Origin of the sequence: Micromonospora sp. NPDC048898 (assembly GCF_043198035.1) — a bacterium.
Lineage (GTDB): Bacteria > Actinomycetota > Actinomycetes > Mycobacteriales > Micromonosporaceae > Micromonospora.
Window position 1 is genome coordinate 529,860 of sequence record NZ_JBICUF010000004.1, and the last position, 16,765, is coordinate 546,624.

16 protein-coding genes are annotated in these 16,765 nt (G+C 72.3%); 8 read left to right on the plus strand and 8 right to left on the minus strand.

The window, feature by feature from the left end; all coding sequences use genetic code 11:
* Positions 1 to 2 precede the first annotated feature (2 nt).
* Positions 3 to 770 carry an SGNH/GDSL hydrolase family protein gene (locus ACGFIQ_RS15530; protein ID WP_393243966.1) on the minus strand — a complete coding sequence of 256 codons (768 nt, stop codon included), beginning with the start codon at positions 768 to 770 and terminating at the stop codon, positions 3 to 5.
* 217 nt (positions 771 to 987) lie between these two features.
* Between ACGFIQ_RS15530 and ACGFIQ_RS15535 the strand changes: the two genes are divergently transcribed.
* The 6 genes from ACGFIQ_RS15535 (at position 988) to ACGFIQ_RS15560 (ending at position 6,655) form a co-directional block, all read left to right on the plus strand.
* The gene (locus ACGFIQ_RS15535) at positions 988 to 2,127 is read left to right on the plus strand and encodes a transporter substrate-binding domain-containing protein (RefSeq protein WP_393243968.1); all 1,140 of its coding nucleotides are present in this window, start codon (positions 988 to 990) and stop codon (positions 2,125 to 2,127) included.
* Entirely contained in the window at positions 2,013 to 3,182 is a 1,170-nt protein-coding gene (locus ACGFIQ_RS15540; protein ID WP_393244045.1) for a hypothetical protein, read from the plus strand. The genes ACGFIQ_RS15535 and ACGFIQ_RS15540 overlap by 115 nt, the downstream gene beginning before the upstream one ends.
* A gap of 64 nt (positions 3,183 to 3,246) precedes the next feature.
* Positions 3,247 to 5,016 (plus strand): proline--tRNA ligase, encoded by a 1,770-nt coding sequence (locus ACGFIQ_RS15545; RefSeq protein WP_393243970.1) that lies wholly within the window; start codon positions 3,247 to 3,249, stop codon positions 5,014 to 5,016.
* A 57-nt stretch (positions 5,017 to 5,073) separates the two neighbouring features.
* Complete coding sequence (locus ACGFIQ_RS15550; protein WP_252416973.1) at positions 5,074 to 5,499, plus strand: CBS domain-containing protein; 426 nt, start codon at positions 5,074 to 5,076, stop codon at positions 5,497 to 5,499.
* 71 nt (positions 5,500 to 5,570) lie between these two features.
* Positions 5,571 to 5,999 (plus strand): SufE family protein, encoded by a 429-nt coding sequence (locus ACGFIQ_RS15555; RefSeq protein ID WP_357066208.1) that lies wholly within the window; start codon positions 5,571 to 5,573, stop codon positions 5,997 to 5,999.
* Positions 6,000 to 6,019: 20 nt separating this feature from the next.
* Positions 6,020 to 6,655: a DsbA family protein gene (locus ACGFIQ_RS15560; RefSeq protein WP_393243973.1), complete on the plus strand. Its 636-nt coding sequence runs from the start codon at positions 6,020 to 6,022 to the stop codon at positions 6,653 to 6,655.
* Positions 6,656 to 6,723: 68 nt separating this feature from the next.
* On the opposite strand, the gene ACGFIQ_RS15565 is transcribed toward ACGFIQ_RS15560, so the two are convergent.
* The 5 genes from ACGFIQ_RS15565 to ACGFIQ_RS15585 form a co-directional block, all read right to left on the minus strand.
* Positions 6,724 to 7,272: a YbaK/EbsC family protein gene (locus ACGFIQ_RS15565; RefSeq protein WP_393243975.1), complete on the minus strand. Its 549-nt coding sequence runs from the start codon at positions 7,270 to 7,272 to the stop codon at positions 6,724 to 6,726.
* 95 nt (positions 7,273 to 7,367) lie between these two features.
* On the minus strand, positions 7,368 to 7,562 hold the full coding sequence (locus ACGFIQ_RS15570; protein WP_357410441.1) for a hypothetical protein: 195 nt from the start codon (positions 7,560 to 7,562) through the stop codon (positions 7,368 to 7,370).
* A gap of 75 nt (positions 7,563 to 7,637) precedes the next feature.
* Positions 7,638 to 8,291: a GAP family protein gene (locus tag ACGFIQ_RS15575; RefSeq protein WP_393243977.1), complete on the minus strand. Its 654-nt coding sequence runs from the start codon at positions 8,289 to 8,291 to the stop codon at positions 7,638 to 7,640.
* Between the two features lie 50 nt (positions 8,292 to 8,341).
* Positions 8,342 to 9,730 carry an MFS transporter gene (locus tag ACGFIQ_RS15580; RefSeq protein ID WP_393243979.1) on the minus strand — a complete coding sequence of 463 codons (1,389 nt, stop codon included), beginning with the start codon at positions 9,728 to 9,730 and terminating at the stop codon, positions 8,342 to 8,344.
* Between the two features lie 58 nt (positions 9,731 to 9,788).
* Positions 9,789 to 10,049, minus strand: coding sequence for a hypothetical protein (locus ACGFIQ_RS15585; RefSeq protein ID WP_393243981.1), 261 nt, complete (start codon positions 10,047 to 10,049; stop codon positions 9,789 to 9,791).
* 218 nt (positions 10,050 to 10,267) lie between these two features.
* On the opposite strand from ACGFIQ_RS15585, the gene ACGFIQ_RS15590 reads away from it, so the two are divergent.
* On the plus strand, positions 10,268 to 14,710 hold the full coding sequence (locus tag ACGFIQ_RS15590; protein WP_393244047.1) for an HAD-IC family P-type ATPase: 4,443 nt from the start codon (positions 10,268 to 10,270) through the stop codon (positions 14,708 to 14,710).
* 10 nt (positions 14,711 to 14,720) lie between these two features.
* Here ACGFIQ_RS15590 and ACGFIQ_RS15595 read toward each other — a convergent pair whose 3' ends face one another.
* Positions 14,721 to 15,695: a hypothetical protein gene (locus ACGFIQ_RS15595; RefSeq protein ID WP_393243982.1), complete on the minus strand. Its 975-nt coding sequence runs from the start codon at positions 15,693 to 15,695 to the stop codon at positions 14,721 to 14,723.
* A gap of 136 nt (positions 15,696 to 15,831) precedes the next feature.
* Here ACGFIQ_RS15595 and ACGFIQ_RS15600 point away from each other — a divergent pair, with 136 nt between their 5' ends.
* Positions 15,832 to 16,269, plus strand: coding sequence for a DUF4259 domain-containing protein (locus tag ACGFIQ_RS15600; RefSeq protein WP_393243984.1), 438 nt, complete (start codon positions 15,832 to 15,834; stop codon positions 16,267 to 16,269).
* Between the two features lie 62 nt (positions 16,270 to 16,331).
* Here ACGFIQ_RS15600 and ACGFIQ_RS15605 read toward each other — a convergent pair.
* Positions 16,332 to 16,765: hypothetical protein (locus tag ACGFIQ_RS15605; protein ID WP_393243986.1), on the minus strand; the 434-nt coding region annotated here is incomplete at its 5' end.

Genomic DNA, 16,765 nt, shown 5'->3' on the forward strand with positions numbered 1-16,765 from the left:
GGTCAGTCGACGATCGGCCCGAGCAGCGGGCGCTTCGCCGTCACGGTGTCACCGGACGACCGGCCGGTCAGCCGCCGCTTCACCCAGGGTGCGAGGTGCCGACCGGCCCACCGCACGTCGGCGGCACGGGCAGCCAACCAGGGCGACGGCGCCGGGTGCGGTGGGACCATCAGCCACTCCTCGTCGCAACCGACCCCGAGCGCGTTCAGCACCTGCCCCGCGACCCGCCGGTGCCCGGCCGGGGAGAGGTGCAACCGGTCGGTGCTCCAGAGCATCGGATTGAGGAAGGTGTCGTCGGCGTACAGGTCGACCATGATGGCGCCGTGCCGCTCGGCGGTCTCGCCGACGGCCTGGTTGAGCAACCGCACCCGGGGGGCGACGAGGCGCTGACCGGGCAGTCGGGCCATCACGTCGGCGAACCGGAAGAGCAGCACGTCCGCGCCGCCCGAACGCAGTTGCCGGACCACCTCGTCGAAGCGGGCCACCAGCGTGTCCGGATCGAAGCTGCGGCGCAGCACGTCGTTGCCGCCGGCCGCGAAGCTGATCAGGTCGGGCTTCATCGCCACCGCCGACGGCACCTGCTCGGCAACGACGCTGGGAAAGAGCCGGCCCCGGATGGCCAGGTTCGCGTACCGGAAGTCGGGGCCCGCCTCGGCGGCGAGCCGGGTCGCCACCAGGTCCGCCCAGCCCCGGAAGGTGCCGTCCGGGTACGCGTCATCCATGCCTTCGGTGAAACTGTCCCCGACCGCGACAAAACTGCGCCAGCGCACCCGCGCCCCCTCACACCACTCGTTGCCTGCGGCGACCAGTCTTTCACCGAGGGCGCGGTGGACAGTGCCCCGATCGGGCGACGTGGCGGAGGTCATGGGCGACGAACCGGTCCCCTCGACCCAACTCATCCGACGACGGTGGCGGACTGTCGTGGCTCGCATCCAGGCCCCACAATGGGGGGCCGATCACCGGTCCGAGCAGCGGGGAGGGGCCTAGTTGAGCCAGGACAGTGAGCCGACCCCGCCGGGGCCGGCCCCGGCGGTGACCACATCGCCGCGCACCGCACGGGCCCGCCAGCTCCGACTCGTCGGGCTCGTCGTGGCGCTGGCCGTGCTGGCCGCCGCCCTGGTCCCGATCGTCCTCGCGACCGGCCCGCCGACCCGCGACGAGTTGCTGGAGCGGGCCGGCCTCAAGGGCAAGCAGCAGCTCGTCATCGGGGTGAAGGACGACCAGCCGGGCATTTCGCAGCGCCTCTCGAACAACGTCTGGAAGGGCTTCGACGTCGACATCGCCTACCTGATCGCGGGCTACCTCGGCTTCGACCACTCCCAGGTGCGCTTCGTGCCGATCGAGAGCGAGGACCGGGCCCGTCGACAGGCCCGGGACAACGACGGGTTCGTCATCGTCGACATGGTCATCGCCTCGTACAGCATCAACGACAAGCGCCGCGAGGAGGGCGCCGTCTTCTCCGCCGCGTACCTGCACACCGAGCAGTCGGTGGTGACGTTGAAGAGCTTCAAGGAGCAGGTGAGCAGCCTGGAGGATCTCCGTGGGTTGACGGTCTGCTCGCTCACCACGTCGACGTCCATCCAACGCCTCGCCGAGGCCGGCGCCAGGCCGGTGGGCCGGAACCGGATCAGCGAGTGCGTCCAGGAGCTGTACGACGGCAAGGTGCAGGCCGTCACCACCGATGCGGCGATCCTCGCCGGCTTCGTCACCGGCGACCAGCCGGGCGACGACGGTCAACGCTTCCCGGTGACCCTCAGGAACGTCAAACCGTTGCAGCACTGGGACATCGGCTCGTCACCGCAGGAGAAGTGGGGTGTCAACACCGGCCCCAACCAGGCCCTGCTCGACCTGGTCGACCTCGCGCTCTACGCCTCGGCCACGGACGAGGAGAACTCGACCTGGGAGAACGCGTACAACGCCAACCTCCGTTGGCAGCAGGGGTACAACCTCCCGCAGCCGGTCGCGGAGCAGCAACAACCCGAGGCGAGGAAGGTGGAGGTGCGACAGTGGCCGTGGGAGAGGACCGCGCTGCCGCCTCCGGCGTACCCCGGATCGTCACCAGCTTCGGCGAGGCCGGCCGCCCGCGCCGGATGGCGGGGGCGCGGCAGGCGCAACAGTGGCTGCTGACCCTCCTTCCCGCTTTTCCCGTCCTCCTCCTGGTGCTGCGGCTGTGGCAGCTCAGCCAACAGGACATGTCCACGATGCTGCTGCTGGTGCAGTACGTCAGCCCGCTCGGCCTGCTCAGCGCCCTGCTGATCGCCCTGGTGTGGGCATTCCCCGTCGTCGTGCTCACCTTCGGGGTACTCGGTCGACTACTCCGGCTCAGCGCTCCTGACCGGTTCGACCTGGAACGGTCCCTGCTGGCCTCCGGGACGGCACGTACCCCCGGTTGGGTGATCACGGCGGCGGTCGCGCTGGGGGCACTCACCTGGCAGCTCCGCTTCCTGCCGTCGCTGCTGATGCTCGCCCTCTGGCTGCTCGCGCTGCGTACGCGCTACCTGCACCCGGACCAGCCGACCCGGGTCCTGCTGGTCAGCGTGGCCCTGCCGTTGGCGGCGGCGGTCCTGGCGTACAGCGTGCTCGGCCCGGCGATCTGGACGGCCTACCAGGATCGCGAGTTGGCCACGGCCGCGCTGCTGGCGGTGCCACCCGCCGCGACCCTGCTGCTGACCGGCCCGATCCCCGGCTGGATCGCTCCGGCGCTGACCCACGGCCTGGCGTTCACGGTCGCCGCAGTGCTTCCGGTGGTGATGGGAGCGGTCTTCCTCCGGGTGCCGCTGCTGCCCACCGCCGCGGTCCAGGTGGTGCCGAGGGAACCGGCCGCGACGATCCCGCGGGCCCCGGCCGCCACGATCCCGCCGGACGGCGGAACGGTGCCCCCGGCCGACGGGGCCGTCCCGCCACCGGTGGCCCACGCTGGCCGGGAGGTGGTGCTCGGTGAACTCATCGCGGTCACCGACACGTCGACGATCATGCTGGACCGTTCCGCCACCGTGCGGTTCGTGCCGAACGGGTGGGTCGAGTCGCAGGTCCTCTGCCCACAGCCGGCTGCGGTGCCGTACAGCCTGGTGTCGGTGCGGGGTTGGCCGGTCGAGGAGACCGCGTTGGACTGGATGATGCCCCGGCGGCCGGTGGCCGATCCGGACGTCCGCTGCGAGGGCCGACTTCCCGGCACGCCGTGACGCCCGGCGAAGCCGCTGACGAATTGGTTCGCTCGACCGGTCGGCGCGGCTCTACGCTGCGCGCATGCTGCTGCGCATGTCGACCCTGTTGCTGCGAACCCTGCGCGAGGACCCGGCCGACGCGGAGGTGCCGAGCCACCGGCTCCTGCTGCGCGCCGGTTACATCCGTCGCGCCGCGCCGGGCGGCTACACGTGGCTGCCGCTGGGCAAGCTGGTGCTGGACCGGATCACCGACGTGGTGCGTGGCGAGCTGTTCGCGATCGGCGACCAGGAGGTGCACTTCCCGGCGCTGCTGCCGGCCGAGCCCTACCGGACCAGCGGCCGGTGGACGGAGTACGGCGACGACATCTTCACCCTCGCCGACCGGCGGGGCGCCGAGCACCTGCTGGCGCCCACCCACGAGGAGATGGCGGCGCTGCTGGTCAAGGACGTGTTCACCTCGTACCGGGACTTCCCGGTGACGCTGTTCCAGGTGCAGACGAAGTTCCGCGACGAGGCGCGGCCCCGGGCCGGGTTGCTGCGCGGCCGGGAGTTCCTGATGAAGGACGCGTACTCCTTCGACCTGGACGACGCGGGGCTGCGGGACGCGTACGCCCGGCACCGGGCCGCGTACCAGCGGATCTTCGACCGGTTGGGCCTGGACTACGCGGTGGTGCACGCGATGTCCGGTGCGATGGGCGGCTCCGCGTCGGAGGAGTTCCTGGCGGCGACACCCGTCGGCGAGGACACCTTCGTGGGCTGCACCGCCTGCGACTACGCGGCCAACACCGAGGCCGTGGTCACCCGGGCGCCGACCGCCGGTGACCCGAGCGCGCAGCCGGCCGCCGAGGCGCACGACACTCCGGAGACCCCGACGATCGCCAGCCTCGTCGAGCTGGCGAACGCCCGCCGGTTGGGTGGTCGGGACGGCTGGACCGCCGCCGACACCCTGAAGAACGTGGTGCTGTCCGTCCGGCAACCGGGTGCCGACCGGGCCGAGCCCCTGGTGATCGGGCTGCCCGGGGACCGGGAGGTCGACCTGAAGCGGGTCACCGCGGCGCTGGCGCCGACCCAGGTGGCCGTCTTCGACGAGTGGGCCGAGCATCCGGAGCTGGTCCGGGGTTACCTCGGGCCGCAGGTGCTCGACAAGCTGGGCATCCGCTACCTGGTCGATCCCCGGGTGGTGCCCGGTTCCGCCTGGCTGACCGGGGCGAACGAGCCGGGCCGGCACGCGACAGACGTGGTCTGCGGGCGGGACTTCACACCCGACGGCACGATCGAGGCGGCCGAGGTGCGCGCCGGTGACAGTTGCCCCGACTGCGGCGACGGCGAGCTGACGATCCGGCGCGGCATCGAGATCGGCCACATCTTCCAACTCGGTCGCCGGTACACCGACGCGTTCTCGGTCGACGTGCTCGGGCCGGCCGGCAAGCCGGTCCGGCCGACCATGGGCTGCTACGGCATCGGGGTGTCCCGGGCGGTCGCGGCGGTCGCCGAACAACACCACGACGAACGGGGACTGGTCTGGCCGGCGGCGATCGCGCCGTGCGACGTACACCTGGTGGTCGCGGGCAAGGGCCCGCAGCTCGACGCGGCGCTGGAACTCGGCGGGCGCCTCGACGCCGCCGGCCTGCGGGTGCTCGTCGACGACCGGACGCACGTCTCGGCCGGGGTCAAGTTCACCGACGCCGAGCTGATCGGCATCCCCCGGGCCGTCGTGGTCGGCCGCCGGCTCACCGAGGGGTACGTCGAGCTGCGCGAGCGGGCCGGCGACGGGCGCACGGAGGTGCCGCTGGACGGGTTGGTGGACCTGCTCGTCCGCGAGGTACGCCAGGCGCATGGGAGCCTGGTGTAGCTGCCGCGTCACGGGGTAGTGCAGTTGGATCGAGTGGAAACGTCTTCGGAGGCTCTCATGACCGGTTACCGGGTCAGTGACGTGATGACCAAGCAGGTGGTCTACCTGCCGGCCGAGACCACCCTGGACGAGGCGGCCAGGGTGATGAAGGAGGCGGACATCGGCGACGTGGTGGTCACCGACGGCGCCAGCCTCGCCGGCATGCTCACCGACCGGGACATCGTGGTGCGGGCCGTCGCGGAGAACAGCTCCCCCGCGGCCACCACCATCGGCTCGATCGTCACCCGCGAGGTGGTCATGATCGAGCAGCACTGCACGGCGGGTGAGGCGGCGGCGCTCATGCGGGATCGGGGCATCCGCCGCGTGCTGGTCTGTGACACCGACCGCAAGCTGGTCGGGATCGTCTCGCTCGGCGACCTGGCCATGCAGCTCGATCCCACAAGCGCACTCAGCGAGATCAGCGAGCAGTCGCCGACGGTGTGACGAACGGGCCGGGCCGGGCGGCGGTGTGCGCTGCCGACCGGTGCGCGGGTGGCCGGCGGTAGCCTCGACGCATGGCTGACATGCCGGCCCGACTGGCCGAGATCGTCGACGAGTTCGCTGCCGCGCCGCGCGACCTGGTGCTGGAGATGCTCCTGGAGTACGCGGACGTCATCCCGGTGTTGCCGGAGGGCACCGTCGAGCGCGAGGGCATGGAGCAGGTGCCCGAGTGTCAGACGTCGTTCTTCCTGCGCGCCAAGGTGACCCCGGAGGGCACCGTGGCGACGATCTTCGATTGCCCGCCGGAGGCGCCGACCACCCGGGCGTTCGCCGGGATCCTCGCCGAGGGGTTGGCCCTGGCGAGCCCGGAGGAGGTGCTGGCCGTGCCGGACGACCTCTACCAGCGGATGGGGTTGGCGCAGGCGATCAGCCCGCTGCGGATCCGCGGCGGCACGGCGATCCTGGGCCGACTCAAGCGGCAGGTGCGGGAACAACTGGCCTGACCGCGAGGTTGGCACCGATCATGGAGATCGAGATCTACGCGGACGTCGTCTGCCCGTGGTGCTACATCGGCAAGCGCCGGCTGGATGAGGCCCTGGCCAGCTATCCGGGCGAGGTGACGGTCCGCTACCGGCCGTTCCAGCTCGACCCGTCGCCGGTGCCCGAACCCCTCCCGGTGGTGCAGGCGCTGGCCGGCAAGTTCGGCGGCCCGGAACGCGCCCGGCAGGTATTCGCCCACGTGACCCAGGTCGCGGCGGGTGACGGCCTTCACCTGGATTACGACCGCGCGGTGACCGCCAACACCTTCGACGCGCACCGGCTGGTCTCCTGGGCCACCGACCAGGGTAGGGCGGCCGAGATGGTGGAGGCGCTCTACCAGGCGCACTTCCACCACGGGATCGACGTCGGGTCGCGGGAGGCGCTGGCCACCCTGGCCGGCGAGATCGGCCTGGACGCGGCCGACGCACGCCGGTTCCTCGACTCCGACGAGCGGGTCACCGACGTCGCCGGCGAGTTGGCTGCCGCGCAGGGCCTGGGCATCAGCAGCGTGCCGACCTTCGTCCTGGCCGGAAAGTACGCCGTCTCCGGTGCGCAGGAGGTGCAGACGCTGCTCGCCGCGCTCACCGAGGTCGAGCAACGCGAGGCCGCGGCCCACTGAGTCACCGGGGCGATCGGCATCGATGATCATGATGTTTCACGTGCAACAACATCGATGTCGATCGCTGTTCAGGCTGGCCTGGCCAGCCCTTCCACCACCTGCGCGCCGGGCAGTGTGCCCAACGCCGGCCCCGGCAGCGCGATCTTGCTGTGCCGTACGCCGGAGCCGATGATGACGTGCGGGGTGGCGATGACCCGGGCGTCCACCAGGATCGGCCACTGTGCGGGCAGCCCGATCGGGGTGATGCCGCCGTACTCCATCCCGGTCAACTGGACCGCGTCGGTCATCGGGGCGAAGCTCGCCTTGCGGACGTCGAGCGCCCGGCGGGCCACCCCGTTCACGTCCGCTCTGGTGGTGGCCAGGACGATGCAGGCCGCGTAGCGGACCACACCCTCACGCTTGCCCGCCACCACGACACAGTTGGCCGACACGTCCAGCCCCACCTCGTACGCCGTACAGAAGGCCGCGGTGTCGGCGAGTTCCGCGTCGATCGGCGCGACCAGCACGTCGTTGACGTCCACCGGCGCGTCCGCGGGCCACTGCGCGATGGCCTCCGCCACCGGCGCGGCGAGCAGGTCGAGGCGGGCGCGGGCGGGTTCGGTCTTCAGCGTTCCCATCACGGGTGCGATCCTCGCATCCGGCACGCCGAACCGCCCGGCGGCTCCCGGGTCGTCCCGCGACACCGTCGGCCGGGGCCGGACCGATCCGGTGCTCAACTGCCGGCGAGAAAGGCGTTGTCGCGCATGAAGGAGCGGTCGCGGGCCGCCGCCAACTCCTCCTCGCGCCGGGCCCTGGCTCGTTGCAACTCCAGGTCCTCCATGGCATGCCGGACACCCAGCCGGATCACGCCGTAGAGGAAGACGAAACCGAAGACGTAGAGGATCACCGTGGTGACGACAGCGAACATGCCGTCACCGTAAGACGAACGTGAACCGCTGTTGCTCTCATCTCCGCCCGGTTCCCCCGTACGTGTCTGCCCCGTTCACCCCGAGCGGATCAGGTCCAGCACGGTCAGCAGCGCGAAGAACGCGATCACGATCTCGTTGACGATCCAGGCGTGCCCCTCGGCCCATTCCCGCATCCGGGTCAGGGTCCGCGCCGCCCGGGCCCCGAGCAACAGCAACGCCAGCAGCGGCAGGGCGAGCAGAAGCACGGTGAGCAGCACGAACGGCACCAGGTGCCACCACGGCAGGTTGTGCCGGGCCACGCTCGCCCCGACGGCGGCCATGGTCAGGTCGTCGGTGGGCGTCAGCACGAAGAGCAACGCACCGAGTCGCAGTGCCGCACGCGGGTCGGCGTGCTCGATGCTGCCCAGCCACCTCGGCGGCCCGGACCGGTGCCGCCGCACCCAGACCAGCACGGCCAGGCCGACCAGCAGGACGAGAACCACCAGATCGATGGCGGGACCGCGATCGACAGTGCCGGCGACGGCACTCGCGTCGGCGGCCAGCCCGCCCACCCAACGGGTCAGCAGCCAGCTCACCGTCACTCCGGCCGTGACCACCAGCCCAGCCCCGGCGAGGAAACCCAGCGACGCCGCCCGGGGCCGGTCCGACGAGGCGAGGAAGACCGCCACAACCAGTTGGGTCCCGGCGACCATCACCACGGCGAGCGGCAGGACGGTCAGGAAGTTCATCGCCCGCCATCCTCCCGGCACCACCGGGCGGACGCGGCCGAATCCTCCGATCACCCGCCCGGCCGCGCACTCCCACCCACCACGACGCGGCCGGCCAACAGCGCGCCGAGCAGCGCCAGGCCCGCCGTCACCGCCAGCGTCGCCGTGTAACTGCCCGGGCCCGGCGCGCTCCCCGCGGCCAGCAGGGCACCGGTCAGCGCGAGCACAGTCGCCGCGAAGAGGGAGTCGCCCAGTTGCAACGAGGAGCTGTTGCGGCCCTGCTCGCCGGGAGCGGACAACTCCAGGGTGAGCACCGACAGCGACGGGTAGAGCAACCCCATCCCGAGGCCGGCCACCGCCCAACCGACAACCGCGACGGCCACCGGAAGCTCGGGCCGGACGGCCAGCGCCACCGTGGCGGTGCCGACCGTGATGCAGCTCAGCCCGGCACGCGGCAGGGTGGCCCGGGACGCCGGCACCGGGATCCGGCCCTGCAACCAGGAGCCTGCCGACCACGCCAGCGCGCCGACCGTGAGAACCAGCCCGGCTGCGGTGGGTGAGAGACCCCGCTCCCGGGAGAGCAGCAACGGAATGACCACCTCGGCGCCGACGAAGGCCGCCGACGCCAGCCCGCGCAGCCCCACCACTGTGGGCAGCCCCCGGGCCGCCCGCAGGAACCCGGCTGGCAGCAGGCGTGGGGCACACACCAACAGGCCGGCCACGGCGAGCGCGACGAGCGTCAGGGCGGTGGCACCGCGCTGCTGTCCCCCGATGTGCAGCAGAGCGGCGCTCACCGCGGCCCCGCACGCCCAACCGATCCGGCCCGCCGCGCCGGCCGGCGGCCGGGCCTCCGCGCTCCGCCCCAGCGACCGCAGGCCGGGGTGGATCAGCAACACCGCCGGCACCGCCACCGCCGGCACCGCGAGGAAGACCCAACGCCACCCCAGGTGCTCCACGATCAGGCCGGCCACCGCCGGACCCACGAGCGACGGTACGACCCACGCCGCCGCGAACGCGGCGAAGATCCGCCGGTGCAGGTCCTGCGGGTACGCCTGCCCGACGATCACGTAGAGCGCCACCGACAGCAGCCCGGAGCCGAACCCCTGCACCACCCGCCCGACGACAAGCACACTCATCACGGGAGCGGTCCCGGCGATCAGCAACCCCACCACGAACCAGGCGACCCCGTGCCACATCGGCCCCCGCGGGCCCCGGGCGTCACACCAGATGCCGGACACCACCATGGCCAGCACACCTGTGGCGAACGGGCCACCGAACGCGATCCCGTACAGCGCGAGCCCGTCCAGGTGGTGGGCCACTGTCGGCATCGCCGTACCGACCGCCAACGCCTCGAACGCCAGCAACGAGATCAACGCGACGCTGCCCACGGTCATCGCCCGCAACCGAGGTGCGAACAGTCCCGGTGCGGTCGGAGCGGTGGTGGCGACTGTGCTCGGCATGAACCGAGCATGCGACTTGAACCTGGATTCAGGTCAATCGCCGGCGACCCGGCTCTCGTCAGGCGTCCTGGAGCGCCTGCCCCACCCCGCGCACCAGTCCCGACAGGTGTTGGTCTGCCAGCAGGTGGCCGGCGGTGACCACCAGGGCGATCGGCCACTCGATGACCTGGAGTGCGGCGAGCACACCGAGCCCCGCGTAGTAGGCGACCTTGTCCGGTGGCGGCACCGCCACATCGCCCAGCATCGGTAACGCCACCCTCCGGGTGTACATCCGAACGTTCTCGTGCGAACCGTTGAGATGTCGCGTCAGCGTGCTCATGCCGGCCTCCCCATGTCCGGTGAAGGTCGTCGGATTCCACGGCCCACCCCGTCCATGCGCCGCCAGCGGCGGAAACTTCCGCCACCGCAGGGGCATAACGGACGACAGGTCGGGAAGCCAGGCCGCCGGACGTGAGCGCGGTGGGAGGACGACATGGCCAAGGTCAGGACCAGCAGCAACAGGGAGTCGGGCCAGCGTCCGTCCAGCCGTACGCCTCGATGACGGCGGCGGGTCGCGCAGCCAGCCGCATCCTGCCGTCCTTCGGCGTGCCGCACCTGGTCGGCGAGGCGTCCCGGACCGTCGGTTCGGCCGCGACCCGGCTGGCCCGCACGGCCGGGCTGACGCGGCGTCGGGTCTGGTCGCGACCGGGCCGACACCACATCGAGGTGCACGGCGTCTGCCAGGACGGCGGAAACAAACTGGCACGCCAGGTGGAGGGCGCGCTGGAGCGTCTGCCAGGGGTCGCCTGGGCTCGGGTCAACGCCCCGTCCGGGCGGGTGGTGGTTGCCGTCCAGGCCCCCGAGCCGGCGCTGCGCGACCTGATCGCCACGATCAGCCGGATCGAGCAGACCTGCGACCACGAACCCGACCCGGAGATCCCGCCGCCGCACCCACCGGAGGAGGGGCCGCGAACCCCCCGTACCCTCGGCGCACTCGCCTCGGACGCGTTGGGCCTGACCATCTCGGCGGCCACCCGGATCCTGCCGTTCGCACCGCTGCCCGGTGAGGTTGCCGGCCTGCTCTCCGCGGTCGACCTCCAACCGAAGCTGCACGAGTTCATCGGCAAACGGCTGCGCTCCGATCCCCGCGCCGACCTCCTCTTCCCACTGGCCGAAGCCGTGGTGCAGGGCCTGACCGGCCGCTGGACCGGAATCGCCCTGGACGGCGCCCAACGGTTGGTGCAGTGGGGTGAGGCGCGGGCCCAGCTCGCGGCCTGGGAGCGGGCCGAGCCACGACTGACCGGCGACCCGGACCGAGCCACCGCCCGCTGGCCGGTCGTCGAGCGTCCCCGGCCGAAGCCGGACGGCCCGGTCGAGCGGTACGTCAACCGCATGCTCGCGGCGGGAGCGGCCACGGGTGTGGCGGCGATGCCGTTCGCCGGGCCGAAACGAGCCGCCGCGCTGGGCCTGTCCACCCTGCCGAAGGCTCCCGGCAGCGGACGCGAGGGGTACGCCGCCCAGCTCGGCCGGATGCTGGCCCGGCGCGGGGTGATCGCCATGGACCGCAGCGTGCTGCGGGAGCTGGACCGGATCGACACGCTCGTGCTGGACGCCGCCGTGCTCGGCTCGGACCGGGGCGTACTCGCCGATCTGGCACCGGCGCCCGGCGCCGACGTCGGCCAGGTGGCGGAGCGGGCCTTCGCGCTGTTCGACCCGGACGACCCGGCCTCCTCGCACACGGCGGACGGTTGGCGGCTCGGACCGCTGGACCAGATGCCCGGCAGCGACCCGAGTGCCATCCCGGACGGCGACCGGCTGCGATCCGCCGGCGGCCAGCTACTCGGCCTCGCCCACGGCGACCGACTCGCCGCGCTGTTGCGGGTCGAACCGGAACCGGCGCCCGGCGTCGACGGCCTCCCGGCCGCCGCCCGGCACGCTGGCCTGCGGCTGGTGGTGGCCGGTGGCGACGAGCAGCGGTACGGCTTCGCCGATGCGATGCTGCCCGGCGGAGACCAGTTGACCGATTCGGTACGCGCGTTGCAGCGCGACGGCGCGGTGGTGATGCTGGTCTCGGCGGACCGCAGAGCGCTCGGCGCGTCCGACTGCGGTCTGGGGCTCGCCGCGCCGGAGGCGCTGCCACCCTGGGGTGCACACCTGCTGGTGGGTGTCGACCTGCGGGTGGTGGCCCTGGTGGTCGAGGCGACCGGGGTGGCCCGGCGGACGGCCCAGCAGAACATCCGGCTGGCCATGGCCGGCACCGGTCTCGGGGCGTTGGGGGCGTTCACCGCTCCGCCGACCCAACTGCCGCACAAGGCGCTCGTCGCGGTCAACGGCGCCGCCGGGTTGGCCTTCGCGAACGGGGTCTGGCAGGCCGGCCGGTTACACGACACGTCGGACACCCCGGCACCCGTGACGACCGCCTGGCACCTCATGCCGGTCAACACCGTGCTGGGCCACCTGCGCACCACCGCGGACGGGCTGGCCAGCGCGGAGGCGCAACGCCGGCACGACAGCTCGGCTCGCGACGGCCAGGCCGCACCCGGACGTGGCGGTCTGCTGCGCGCCTTCGTGGACGAGTTGTCCAACCCGCTGACCCCGGTACTGGCCGCCGGGGCGGTGCTCTCCGCGTCGTTCGGCTCGCTTGTCGACGCCGCACTCGTGGGCAGCGTGGTCGGTGGGTCCGCCCTGATCGGCGCGGTGCACGAGCGCAACACGGAACGGTCGTTGGCGGAGCTGCTGTCCCGCTCGGCGGTGACCGCACGGGTCCGCCGGGACGGCGCCGAACGGGTTCTCGCCGCCGAGGACCTGGTCCTCGGTGACGTCATCGCCCTGGAGCCGGGTGACTCGGTACCCGCCGACTGCCGCGTACTCGACGCGGTGGGCCTGGAGGCGGACGAATCGTCGCTGACCGGTGAGTCGCTGCCGGTCGCCAAGTCCAACCGCCCGGTGGTGGCCGCCGCCATCGCCGACCGACACTCCATGCTCTACGAGGGAACCACCGTCGCCGCCGGGCACGGCACCGCCGTGGTGGTGGCGACCGGCTCGGACACCGAAGCCGGCCGCAGCCTGGCGCTGGTACGACAGGCCCCACCAACAAGTGGGGTGGAGGCCCGGCTCGGCTCGTTGACGAGCGCCGCCATCCCGTTGGCTGCCGGTTCGGCGGTGGCGGTGGCCGGCGCGGGCCTGCTTCGGGGCGTACCCCTTGCCGAAACGGCGGCGACCGCCGCGAACCTCGCCGTGGCGTCGGTGCCGGAGGGGCTGCCGTTCCTGGTCTCCGCGGCGCAACTGGCCGCCGCCCGACGGCTGGCCGAGCACGGCGCGTTGGTGCGCAACCCGCGCACCATCGAGGCGCTGGGTCGGGTGGACGTGCTCTGCTTCGACAAGACCGGCACCCTCACCGAGGGCCAACTGCTGCTCGCCGGGGTCGGCGACGGCGTCGGCGATCGGTACGCCCCGGCGGACCGGCTGGACGACCGACTCCAGTTGACGCTGGCCGCGGCCCTGCGCGCCACCCCCGCCGCGGCGACTCCGGAGGAGTTGGCGTTGCAGACCGACCGGGCGGTGCGACGGGGCGCCGGAGTGGCCGGTGTGGTGGAGCAGACCGGTGCCCCCGGCTGGCGGGCTGCCGGTGGGCTGCCGTTCGAACCGTCCCGCGGCTATCACGCGAGCATCGGAGAGACCGACGGTCACCTGTTGCTGAGTGTCAAGGGTGCTCCGGAGACCGTGCTGCCACGCTGTTCGACCCGGCGCACCGACGGCAGACAGGAGCCGCTCGACGACGCCGGCCGCGCGGAGCTGGAGCGGATGCTCGCCGACCGGGCCGGGGCGGGAAACCGGATCCTGGCCGTCGCCGAGTGCCAGGTGGACGACCCGAAGGTGACCGACGCCGACGTCCGAGGGCTGACCTTCGTCGGTTTCCTGGCCCTCGCGGACGGGGTGCGGGAGAGCGCCGCCCCGGCGGTACGACGGATCCGACAGGCCGGCGTGCACACCATCATGATCACCGGTGATCATCCGGCCACCGCCGAGGCCATCGCGGCCACCATCAGCGAGCACGACGAGCAGCGGGTGGTCACCGCCGGCGAACTCGACCAACTCGACGACGACGCGCTCGCCGAACGGTTGGCCCACACCGACGTGGTGGCCCGCTGCACCCCCGCGCACAAGGTGCGGATCATCCAGGCGTTGCAGAAGTGCGGGCGAACCGTCGCGATGACCGGTGACGGCGCCAACGACGCCCCGGCGATCCGGCTGGCCGACGTCGGCATCGCCCTCGGCCAACGGGGCACCCCGGCGGCACGGGCCGCAGCCGACCTGGTGGTGACCGACGACCGGCTGGAGACGATCATCGCCACCCTGGTCGAAGGCCGGGCGATGTGGTCCTCGGTGCGACACGCGCTCAGCATCCTGGTCGGCGGCAACCTCGGCGAGATCGCCTTCAGTGTGCTGACCGCCGCGGCGACCGGCCGCTCCGCACTCACCGGCCGACAACTGCTGCTGGTCAACCTCCTCACCGACCTGGCACCGGCGCTTGCCATCGCGGTCCGCCCACCCGCGTCGGACCGCACCGACACGCTCCTGCGGGAGGGCCCCGACGCGGCGCTCGGCGAGAGCCTCACCAGGGAGATCGGGCTACGGGCGGCAGCGACCACGCTGGGCGCGACCGCGGGCTGGACGTTGGCCCGCTACACCGGACGCCGCCAACGCGCCGGCACCGTCGCCCTGGTCTCCCTGGTCGGCACCCAACTCGGCCAGACCATCCTGGCCGGCGGCACCAGCCCGGCCGTGCTCGCCTCCACGGCGGCGTCACTGGGCGTGCTCGTCGTGGTGGTGCAGACGCCGGGGGTGAGCCAGTTCTTCGGCTGCACCCCGCTCGGGCCGGTCGGCTGGACCATCGGGGCCGGCTCCGCGCTCGGCGCGACCTTCGCCAACGGCGCACTCACCAAACTGATGGAACACGTACCCCAGGCCCGACCCGACACCACGCCCACCGACAGCTGAACCGGCTTGTTCAGCTCTCCCGCACCAGGCGATACAGGTCCCGGCGCAGCACCGGCCAGTCGTCGGCGACCGCGTACCGAACGGCGTTCAGCGCCTCGACCGCCGCTACTCCCTTGCCGGTCGCCGCGTACAGGGCGTGGACGGCACTGGAGCAGCCCGGCACGTCGGCGCCACCCGCCCTGAGGTGGCCGATCCTCAACCGGGTCTCCTCGTCCAGGGTCAGGCCCCGCTCCACGGCCTCCACCGCCTGCCTCGCCAGATCGTCGTCGCCGAAGGTGAACCGCGTCGTCACCGCCCGCACGGCAAGCGCCAACGCCGCCCGCCGCACCCGCTCCGGCGCGGCCCGCAGTCGCGCATCGAGATCGGGTTCGTCGTGACCAAAGTTCGAAGGCGGCCGCGGGTCCGCCGGGATCGCCTCAAGCCGCACCGTCACCCACGGCCCGGCCTGCGGATCCGCCCCCTCGTCGCTCATCCACTCCGCCGGCAGCCGCACGCCGGTCCGCCGCTCGACGAACGCCATGGCCGCGGGCCTCACATACCCGGTGCCCCGCGCGGCGCGTACGTCGTCCAGGTCGTCGGCGAACACGGACGGGTCAGCACCGTGCCGCCGGTCCGGGTCGTTGATGTCCATCCAGGCGAGCACCCTGCCGTACACCGCGTACGAGACGCCGCCGTTGCCGTTGATGGTCCACTCGACCGTGTGCACCCGCACCCCGTCGCTGAGCCAGCGCAGCACCTCAGGCCGGCTCAGCGCGCAGCCGTTGTCCTGGAACACCACCACATCGGGGCCGATCTGGGCCAGGTCGGCGAGCTCACCCGGACGGTCGTCACCCGGCTCGACACGCCTGGCCCGCAGGCTTTCGATCACTCCGTCGACGGTGGCCTCGGCACTCGCCGGCTGAACCACCGCCCAGCCCAGCCCCTCGGCGAGCCAGTCCCGATCGGCCAGGAAATCGTCGTAGTAGCGCACCGCGTCCGACACCATCCGGCCACCGTACGACGATCACGTTCTATCGACGGTCCCGCCCGAGGGGCCGCGGCGGCTTCAGGCCCGTACAGCCCCTTGCGTCCGCCCCCGCTTGCCCTCATGATCCGGTCACCGGGACATCGAGGAGGAACACATGGGCGCCTGGGGTGACGGCCCGTTCGACAACGACAGCGCCGCCGACTGGTGCGGTGAACTCCACGATGCCGAACCGTCGGCGCGGGCGGCAACGGTCCGCGCTGCCCTGACAACTGCGGCACTCAACACCGACTACCTCGACCACGACGATGCCGCCTCGGCCATCGCCGCGGCAGCGATCGTGGCGTCCCAGCTGCCCGGCGGCGACCCGATAACCTCGTCGTACGCGCCGGACTTCCTGCTCGCTGGCGAATCCCTCGACCTGGACGACCTGGCACAGCTGGCAGTCCAGGCACTCGACCGGGTCCTCGGCGACGACTCGGAGTGGCGGAGCCTGTGGGGCGAAGCGGGAGACAGCGAGTTCCCGCAGATCAACAAGCTCCGCGCGGTGCTGACCGGTCCGCCCGAACTACCCGGCCAGATCGCGCTGGTCTAGGCCGCTGCCCGCCGTGCGGTACGGCGGGCCGCTCCTGCGCCTCACGGCACTGGTACGTGACGCTACGACTTCTTCTTCCCGGCGGTCGCACCGCTGCCACCGCTCTTGGTGCTCTTGGTGCTCTTCGTCGACGTGGTGGAGCCCTTGGCCGTCGGCTTGGCGGTGGTCGTCTTCGCCTTCGCCTTCTGCTGGTCCTGGTAGGCCTTCGCCTGCGCCTTGGCGTACGCGTCCCAACGAGCCGCCTCGTCCTTACGACGCTGCTCGGCCTCACGTTTCTCCGCCGCGCGCTTCTGCTCGGCCGCCCGGAACTCACGGTCGTCCTTGGCCTTGGACGCCTTGAGAACCTTGTCAGCCTTCTTGCTCTCCGCCTTCGCCTTCACCTTCTGCTGGTCCTGATGGGCCTTCGCCTGCGCCTTGGCGTACGCGTCCCAACGAGCCGCCTCGTCCTTACGACGCTGCTCGGCCTCACGTTTCTCCGCCGCGCGCTTCTGCTCGG